This is a genomic window from Asaia sp. W19 (assembly GCF_003994335.1).
Classification (GTDB): Bacteria; Pseudomonadota; Alphaproteobacteria; order Acetobacterales; family Acetobacteraceae; genus Asaia.
This window is the reverse complement of sequence record NZ_PNQZ01000042.1, coordinates 1-5921: the sequence shown is the minus strand read 5'-3', so window position 1 is coordinate 5921 and position 5921 is coordinate 1. Positions and strand designations below refer to the sequence as shown.

The following is a 5921-nucleotide window of genomic DNA, read 5'->3' as shown; positions in this document are numbered from 1 at the left end:
AGTCCTGAGAGGGTCGAGCCCGTCGTGGCAAAATGATCGGTGACTGTCTGGTTAAGTCCACTGCCACCAATACCGGTCTTGTAGCCAAGGCTCAGTTGGCCACCGCTCTGGCTCGCTGTGCTGCGATAATCGGACGTATTCTGCGGGCTCGTGATGTTCAGGCTGCCCGCAGCCAGATCCAGGCGCGGGGCCGTGACCGTCGCCCCGTTCAGCGTCACACTGCCCGGGCTTGCGATCGTCACACTCTGCGCGCCATTGACCGTCGTGTTCACAGCCGTCGCACTGTCGGAAACGACATGCTGCGTCTGCTTGCCAAACGACGCACTCAGGCTGGCGCTATACCCACCAACACCCACACCAATATCGAGACCGACTGAAGTCGATTTCGACTTCATGTCGCCTTCGCTATGGGTCGTATCCCAGCCCGCCTGCAGCGTGATGTCCTTGCTGGCCGCGAGAACTACATCCTTGCCCGACAGGCTCGACGCCGTCGCACTCAAAGAGCCGTTCTGCGCATCCGCTGCGTTATCGCCACGCGCCACGACAGAAAGCGTGTTGCCAGCTTTAAGGGCCGAGCCGACGGCCTCGGTCCGTGTTTCCGTGCTCGACTGATGCAGCGACGACGAGCCAATGGATTGGCGTACGCCCACAATATTGCCCGCAACTGCATCGCCCCCTCTTATGATCGAGGTGACAATAATCGCCGCGCCCTGCATCGCATTCAGCGCAGCAAGCGTCCCGCTGCCGCTACCTGACGTCTGGCTTGCAGCAAGCCCCGTATTGACCACCTGCCCGACAATGGATGTTGGAGACAATCCGATTCTGGCGCCGATGGATTTCTCCTTATGCGCCATGCTCTGTGTCTGGCTGTTCTCCTTAGCCAGCAGCGAGACGGACGAGCCTGAGAGCGTGAGATCATTCGCCGCCGACAATGCCGAGCCATCGATCGTGAGCGCCTTACCTGCGTTGAGCGCCACACTGCCGCCCAGCGAGGCCAGAACCGACGGGGTCCAGACCGTGCTCGACGACGATGATCTGTCGTCGCGCATGCCATAGCCCAGCGTCCCCTGCGCGCCCTGGCTGCTCAGCGAGATCCCTGCCACGTGATGCGACGCACTTGCTTCGTTCTGCGTCTTCGCAGCAATCAGCGTCAGAGTGCCGCCTGCGGAGAGCGAGGCATCGCCCTGCGCGCCGATCAGACCCTTGAGGCTCATATCCCCGCCCGACACGACCCTTACATGAAGCTCGCCGTCCCATTCTTTGGCTACAAATCGCGTGTTTCCATCGGCCGGAAATTTAGACTGACCTGGAAATAGAAGATGCCAGATGCCGCAGCCTGTGATGGAGCCACAATGCAGGTCGTGTTGCCCAATAACGTTTTGGAGTATACGCCGTTTTCTCTTTCTGAAGCAGATAAATGCGGTCGCGTAGCAATCCAGCGAATGGTCGTCGCCGATCTGCTCAAATCACAGATCGAATGTCATTTCAGACACCGTCGACCAAACCGCCAAAGCCTGCAATTACGAACCAGCCTAAGCTCTCAATAATTATTGATCCCTCCACATCACTTTCAAAAGATTCGACATTCCCTCATTTGACGCCAATGATGCATTCATCATGTAAGCACTCGCAAGATAGATTCAAAAATATCATCGCGGACTTAATTTCAGCGGAAATGATGAACGGAAAATCGCTACAACTGTCGATATTTTCGTATGTAATGAAATCTACTGCCGGTTTAGGGGGGGGCGAAAACGCGAACGCATCATACAGAAGTTACGTTCGCCGGGCGGATGTCAGCGCTTCGTGTCCGTCTTCTCAGCCAGCCGCAATCTCTTTGTTCCACCTGCCTCCATCACCACCGCTCTTTCTCGTCATATCCATCGTGTCCGGGCTCTCGCCCAATGGAATAACGCGACCGCTCTCAGCGCCTGAAGATCTCTTTCTCGGGCGTCGCCTACCTCACTTCAGTTAACGTGACATCACCCTTGAAGCTATTTTCGTAATGACTTTCTCGACATATGGCCAATCCTGATCAGAATCGCCAAATCGATTTGTAAAGTCCCTTCTCGTCAAATACCGAACTGAGTTTCTAGATATCTCTTCGCCACTCAGACTATATATTTGATCGCAGCGATCACAAATCTGAACTATTTCGTCATCCGTTTCCGATAGTCCATAGGCTAACCGACCGTCTCCGCAGCATTTTGGCACAGAATTTGCGTACAAAACAAAAAACTCTTCAATAAACCTAAAACAAAAATTTTCAAAATATTTAGGATTACTATTTTTTTTTAATTCATACAGACCTAGTAAGTGCTCGAAAGAGTCATTAAATGGGCAGAAACAGAATATCATATCTGTCGTTAGGTCACCTCCAAGGGACCTTTCCATCACCCGCTCAGCGTACAGAAGCTCTCGGCCTCTTTTTGCTATTACGCTTCCATATAAAAAAGAAAATTGCTCACACCTATTTTTGAAAAGCATAGTTTTCCTCAGGGCACTGGATAAGCTGTTATCAAATTTCCGGCTCGATCGGTTTGTATCCGGACTTTCGTAGTCAACCCGCCACCATCCGCTTTTCTCACAGTTCCGACAACACGTCCCGTATCGGCGACTCTTACATAAGTTGGATCGTTACCAATCATTAACACCTTCACAATCGGACTGTCGACTACTGCTTTCGACTGCAACAAGTCGCGGGTCTCACTCTGGGTGATTGTAAATTGGCTTTGAGTGTTTCCTTGGTTGAAGTGTCTCTCAACAACATGTTCCCACCCCGCATCTACGGTTTTACCTTTACCGTTAACGGGCGTAAAACGAGTATCCTTATTCGCTAGATTGATTCTTGACCTGACTCTTCCAGGAATCGAATCTTGATCAAGCTGGGGGGTATTTTTTGAAGCAGCACTTGCTCCAGACGATCCCCCACTCCCCCCGGTGGTTTCCCCGTCATGAGCGATGTTATTGAGGACGCTTTCTGCGGCTTTTTCTTCTCTGGCGGCTTTTGTGGCGGCCTGTATTTCCTTGAGCCCGAGTGCGACGACTTTTCCGGCGACCTTTCCGGCGGCGCCTGTTTCCAGACCCAACCCCCAGCCGGTGACACTCTCCCAGGCTGCTCCTTTATAGTCGCCGTTCCTGATATCCTTGCCGGTATTATACATGGACATCGCCTCGGCAACCGGCGGGAGGAACCACTGGGCAAACTCCGCATCCGACATACCCTGGGCAAAGTTCAGGCCCGCCGAAGGCTGATAGGGATGATCCAGATGAGCTGTGACGGTGATGGCTTCATCGCCGTTTGACTGGGTATGTCGGGTCGCCGTTTGACCTTCAGTTCGCGTTCCACTCTGTGATGGATCCGTCGGATCGGCGGTATCGATCGGATAGGCGTCATGATGAGCCTCCGTGAGGGCCTGATCTCCCGACAGGGACGAGGCTGTGGAAGAGGCCGTGGCATCCCCTCCCTGACCCGTATTCAGCCCGGTCTGACCTGAAGTTCTTTTTTTCCCACCGCCTGTGAAGCCGGATGCCTTGTTGGCCGCCTCATAGGCCTGCACGCCCAGTTCGACGGCCGTTTCTCCCGCCGTCTCGGCGGCCATCTGGGTCTGTATTGTATTATTGACCGAGCTGGCATTGAAATCATTGTCCAGATGCCCGTTCGCACCGGCCAGATCTGTACTGTACGCCCCTGTTGTGCTGCCGCTCTGCACATCGATGTTGCCCGTGATCACTGATTGCGTCGTGCTGGTCTCGCTGTGATCGACATGGCCCACCGCCACGGCTGACGATTTGGCCACATTAGCCAGACTTTCGCCGCCAGAATATCCCCCGGCGACCGACGCGCCCGTCGCGCTCCAGCGCGAGACATTCTCCACACTTTCCGCGTCCAGGGAGCCGGTGCTAAAATGATTGCGGTCAGCCTCTGCCGTGCTGCTGATCACCCCGCCTGTCAGAGCCGTATTGCCAGAGACCTCGACATCCAGCCCCCCCCTCACCCGCATAGAGCCCGGACTGATCCTTGCCTGTGGAGCGATAGGTATCTGTCACCGAGGATCCGGAGACACTTCCCCCACCGCCGACAGACCCCGCCCCGGCTCCAGGGATGGGAACCGTTATACTCGCCCCACCCGATGCCGAATGGCTCTCGTAATGCGCCTCGTCCTGCGGGCTGGTAATGACCAGATTGCCTGTCTGCACACCAATATGACCGCCCGAAACCGTGGCTCCATCGAGCGTCGTCGTGCCTGACGTGACCAGTGTGACATTGTTCGATCCCGTCACCGTGGTCACCACATGGGTGGTGCTGTCCGACTGGCTGTGTTGTGTCGAGCCGGAGACTGACGCTGTGACGCTGGCCCCGGCATGGTCTGTGCCAATGCTGCCAACAACCCCGACCGAAGCCGAAACGCTTTGTGCCGAACTTTCTGTCTGACTGGTCTCCACGCCCGATTGCAGCGTGATATCGCCACTGGCAGCGAGCGTGACATCCTGGCCCGAGAGCGTTCCTGCCGTTACGGCGATCGTGCCGTTCTGCGCATCGGCTGCATTATCCCCGCGCGCGACGATGGTCAGATCCCCACCCGCTGTCGCCGATGAGCCCTGCAGGGTGGTCTGGCTCTGGCTCGACTGGCTTTTGCTGCTCGAGAACCCGAGCGACACCTGCACGCCGACAATATTGTTCTGGGTTGCCCCCCCCCAACGGCAGACATGCCTTCGCCGATCGCTGTCTGCAGCCCGGTCAGACCGGCCAGGGTGCCCGTTCCCTGCTGCGCGGCATTCAACCCGCCATTGACCGCCTGTCCCACCATGAAGCCCGGCGCCACGCCGGCACTGAACCCGATGGATGTTTCCTTATGGGAGGATGTCTGTGTCTGTGTGTTTTCCCTGGCCGTGAAAGAGACGGAGGAGCCTGAGAGGGTGAGATCGCCTGCAGCCGAGAGGGCGGAGCCGTCGATGGTCACTGCCTTGCCGGCACTGAGCGTGACATCGCCGCCCAGCGAGGCCACGACGGAGGGGGTCCAGCTTGTCGAGGAGGACGAAGACGCATCCGAGCGCGATCCGTAACCCAGCGTGCCTGTGGCACCGTTCGTGCCGAGCGAGATCCCTGCCACGTGATGCGAAGCACTCGCTTCGCTCTGCGTCTTTGTGGCCTCCAGCGTCAGAGTGCCGCCTGCGGAGAGCGAGACATCGCCCTGCGCGCCGATCAGCCCCTTGAGGCTCATATCCCCGCCCGACAGACCCGTCAGCCTGCCGCCAGACGTCACATTCGAGCCGCGCTCGACCGACAGGCTCCCCGTGTCTGTAAAGCGGCTATGCGTCAGGAAGCCCGACTTGCTGCCGGAAATGTCATGGCTTGTGCTGTCGGTGACAGACCCAAGATCGAGCGATTTCGCCGCAGACAGCACCATATTGCCCGTACTGTCGATCGTCGCTCCCGCCGATTTCAGATCGCCCCCAAGGGCTGCCAGAACCGCATTCCCGCCCGCACTGATCGAGCTCGTGTAATTCTGCGTCTGGCTGAAGGCGCTGCTGACATTGGCGCCCTTCACCGCCGTGGCCTGACGCACCGTCGCGGCCCCAAGCGTCAGGCTGTTGCCCGCCAGCATCGACAGATCACCACCCGAACTCAGGCGACCGCCATTGAAGGTAATGTCATTACTGGCCGAGAGGGACGCCGCACCGCTCGCCGTGATCGTGCCGACCGAGCCAAGCTGGCCCTGATTGCCGCCATTGACCAGATAATCATTCAGCGTCGCGCTGTTGATGATCGACCCGTTCTGCGCCACCAGGCTGACCGAGCCACCTGCCAGCGTGCCCGTATTGGTGATGTCGCCATTGCGCGCCAGAATGCTCAGGCTGTTGCTGCCCGAAATCGTCCCGCTATTCGTGACGCTCGATCCCGCAAGCGACACGTCTTT

The 5921-nt window shown here is 57.4% G+C and carries 4 protein-coding genes; all 4 read right to left on the bottom strand.

Annotation, left to right across the window (positions count from 1 at the left end; translation table 11 throughout):
* On the bottom strand, window positions 1–1229 hold a 1229-nt coding region (locus C0V97_RS19000), incomplete at its 3' end, for a hemagglutinin repeat-containing protein (protein ID WP_233582054.1).
* 1266 nt (window positions 1230–2495) lie between these two features.
* Window positions 2496–3944 (bottom strand): hypothetical protein, encoded by a 1449-nt coding sequence (locus C0V97_RS08300; protein ID WP_127102156.1) that lies wholly within the window; start codon window positions 3942–3944, stop codon window positions 2496–2498.
* Window positions 3919–4662, bottom strand: a complete 744-nt coding sequence (locus tag C0V97_RS08295; protein ID WP_158625383.1) for a hemagglutinin repeat-containing protein — start codon at window positions 4660–4662, stop codon at window positions 3919–3921. The genes C0V97_RS08300 and C0V97_RS08295 overlap by 26 nt, the downstream gene beginning before the upstream one ends.
* Window positions 4572–5921, bottom strand: a 1350-nt coding sequence (locus C0V97_RS08290; RefSeq protein WP_148114930.1) for a hemagglutinin repeat-containing protein, incomplete at its 5' end; no start/stop codon positions are given. The genes C0V97_RS08295 and C0V97_RS08290, both read right to left, overlap by 91 nt.